General features: G+C 67.9%; 3 protein-coding genes. 1 reads left to right on the top strand and 2 read right to left on the bottom strand.

What is annotated here, in order from left to right; translation table 11 throughout:
* Nucleotides 1-235: 235 nt before the first annotated feature.
* Complete coding sequence (locus ACI6PP_RS23045; RefSeq protein WP_421114089.1) at nucleotides 236-1,078, bottom strand: hypothetical protein; 843 nt, start codon at nucleotides 1,076-1,078, stop codon at nucleotides 236-238.
* Nucleotides 1,079-1,257: 179 nt separating this feature from the next.
* Complete coding sequence (locus ACI6PP_RS23040) at nucleotides 1,258-2,157, bottom strand: hypothetical protein (protein WP_421114088.1); 900 nt, start codon at nucleotides 2,155-2,157, stop codon at nucleotides 1,258-1,260.
* Between the two features lie 719 nt (nucleotides 2,158-2,876).
* Between ACI6PP_RS23040 and ACI6PP_RS23035 the strand changes: the two genes are divergently transcribed.
* A partial coding sequence (locus ACI6PP_RS23035) for a hypothetical protein (RefSeq protein ID WP_421114087.1) occupies nucleotides 2,877-3,146 on the top strand: 270 nt, incomplete at its 3' end.

Genomic DNA, 3,146 nt, shown 5'->3' with positions numbered 1-3,146 from the left:
CGGTCTTGTTTCCGAACACGGTTCTCCTCGTGGAGTAGTCGAGCGCACCGATCAGGTGAGCACGACATGACCGACCACCCGCAGATGGTCGAACGCCGCGAGCGCCCCGAGAAGTGCTGGTGCGATCACCATGCGCCTGTCCTGGTGGATGCGTAACCACCCAGATGGGCCCCTTGACGACCCGGCGAGAAGAAGCCACATCTGTCACGGCGGCCTTCGAGAAGCTCAGGTCACGTCAGCCAGATGCGTCGCGCACCCGCCGCCAACGGGTCACGACGTTTGCGGGCTCGTCGAAGCTCGCGAGGCTCAGCACCGCTGCCTGGACGGCTGCGAGGGCCGTCTGCTGACCGTTGTCTCCGGTGTCGAAGATGTCCGAGGCAGGCTCGTCGTTCCACAGCGCCTCGGCGATGAGGCGTTGAACGTCCAGCCAGGCTGACTCGGACACCGTCGAAAGGCCCGGTGCCGACCGGTGCGCCAGGGTCAGGTCCCTTTCACGTCGGAGCCCGGGTTGCTGCTGGACGAGGTACCTGACGAGATCGATGAGCTCCGGGACGATCCACGAGCCCGCCTCGTCGCCGCTGTAGTAGCTGACCTGGCCCACCGCGTCGATGCGGTGGGACCAGTCCACCATCTCTTGGCAGGCGCCGTGGTCGGTGTGTTGGCGCAGCATGTGGACGAGGTTGTCGCCGACCTCCCGGCGTTCTGAGCGGCGCGGGGTAGGAGATGGGGGCGGCTCGAACTGCGGGCTCGTCCCGTGTCGGCCAACCGGGCGACCATCTGCCCACGCGTCCAGCAGCGTGTCTGCGTCGGCCGCTCGGTCGAGTTCGCTGAGGCAGATCGCAAGAAGGCAACGGAAGTAGACGAGCGAGGACTCCGGGAGGTGCGGCGACCGTGTTCGCGGGGACCACAGCAGGCGTCCCATCACGACGTACACCCACTCGTCGTCCCCGTCCTCCCCGATGAGCTGCTGGTCCCACCCCGCCTGGACCACGTCGGTCGCCGGGCCTCGACGCGTGCCTTCGAAGGTGCGACGCACCAGCTGGTCACACAGCCGGCCCATGTGGACGTTGACCGACACCAGGAGCTCCTCCTGGCTCGAGAGTTCGGGCAGGCAGGGGGCCACCAGGCGCCTCCTGGCTGCGGGGGATGCGTGCGCCAGGTCGCGAAGCAGGCCGACAGCGTAGGCCCGCCCAGGATCCGCTCCCTCCCCCTGAACGCCCGCTGCTGCACGCCAAGGAGTGTGGCCCCTGGGGCTGTTCACGGCTGCTCCTCGTCGTCCCCGTGGGCCCGCTCCTCAGTACGCCAGTGACCCAACGCCCATCCCGGGTGGTCCAAGTCCCGCAACGCGACGATCGCGCCGAACACAGCGCCACGGACCAGCGACTCTGCCGGCGCCCCCGGGTGCTGGGGGAGCCATTCACGGGGGTCGGTCCACAGGGCACGGCTGATCCACAGCACGCAGGACAGCCGGTCGGACGCGCCGGTACCGGTTGCGTCGGCATAGTCGTCGACGGCGTCGACCAGATCTCGACGTGCCTGGCGGTGGAGGTCATGTTCGACGACGTCACGCAGGAGGTCCGCACAGGCCAGGACGGACCTCCACTGCCGATCGGCAGACGCGGTCGTGACCCACTCGACGAGGAGGGACGCATCGTCGGCGGACGGTGGCGCAACAGCCGCCGTCTCGAGGCGGGTACACAGTTCGTCCAGCAACACGGTGTGCTCGGAGGGGCTCACAGGTGAAACTGCATCTTCGTCTGCGACGGCCCTCGCCCAGCCCTCCAGCACGGCTTCGGGGTGCTGGGTCTGTTCGAGCTGCGATGCGCAGATCGTCGCCAACGTGATCCGGTGGGAGGTGGACGCGGGGTCGCCGTAGCTGCCGGCAGGGTCGCGCGTCCAGGACATCCGCGCCGCCGTGAGGAGAAGACCCAGCTTCTCCTCGGCTGTGAGGGGCCCGGCACCGCATCCGCGCGTTGCCATTTCATCGAGGGTGGCGCCCTCGGTGTAGTCGTGAATGGCCGCGAGGAGCCACACGCAGAGGTTCTCCAACATCCGGGTCGCCTCGCGGGCGTCGGATCCTGACAGGTCCTCCAAGGCAATGAGCAGACGGGCGACGAAGACGTCGGGTGGGAGCTGGGTGTCGATCAGCGGCCGCACCTGCCGGACCAACCATGTCTCATCTCGGCCAACAGTTGGTGGTACTCCACCGGCGGACCCGGGCGGATGGGGCGCAGATCCGCTCGGCAACCCTGCTGAGACGCGGGCCTGTGGTTGTGGGATCCCGGCGCCATGCCTCTGAAGATGGTTCGGCTCTGCGAAGGGGCTTTCGGAACTCATGTGCTCGACCTTCCGGTCTGTCCGGCCGTGGTGACCGTGTGATCAAAACGGTAGTCACCTGAGACCGGTTTGTTCAGTCGTCGACTCCGAGGTCCATTGACTGTGACTGCGCTCCTTCGGTAACCGAAGACGGTCCCAGCGGCGGCCCGAGAAGGAGCGGGCCTCGACGTCCACGACCGACCGGCGGTCACCGTCGCACGAACTCAACAGAGACAAGAACGACCACGGGGCCGCAGCGCCGGTGGTGGGTCCGAGACCGGCACGACAGGAGGTGAACGAGCACACGCCGACGGACCCGCCACCGCGGACGCGGCAGGACAGCAGATGGCAACCGCGACGGCCGCATGGCGTCGGGTGGGTCCAGACACGGCACGACAGGAGGTGAACGACCACCGCCGCAGGACCCACTCGCCGCCGACGCGGCAGACCGGTTGCACGAGCAGCACGATCCACCCGAAACGCGGACACACAGGACCAGACCTGTCTAGCCTCGGGAGCCCCAGCAGGGGAACCAGTCGAGGTCGGGGGACCAGATGAGCGTGAAGCACCAAGAAGGCACCGCCACGATCGAGAGCGGCTTCCTGGTGATCACCTTCGAGGGCTGGACCGCCCCGGCGGCCAAGAAGCAGCACTCACCGCTGCGGATCGACCTGTCGACGGTGGTCGCAGTCGAGCAGCGCCTCAAGGGCGCGGACCGCACGATCAGGATCGTCACCGAGGACTACGTGCCGGCGGCGAAGCTGACTGACGACCCTCACGTGCTGCGGTTCATCCCGGTCCGCGAGTCCACGAAGGCCGAGGTCGACCAG

This window comes from Solicola agrisoli (assembly GCF_049059935.1).
In the GTDB taxonomy this organism is placed as follows: Bacteria; Actinomycetota; Actinomycetes; order Propionibacteriales; family Nocardioidaceae; genus JAURVT01.
Note: the sequence above shows the minus strand (reverse complement) of the source record. Positions and strands in the feature narration are given on the sequence as shown.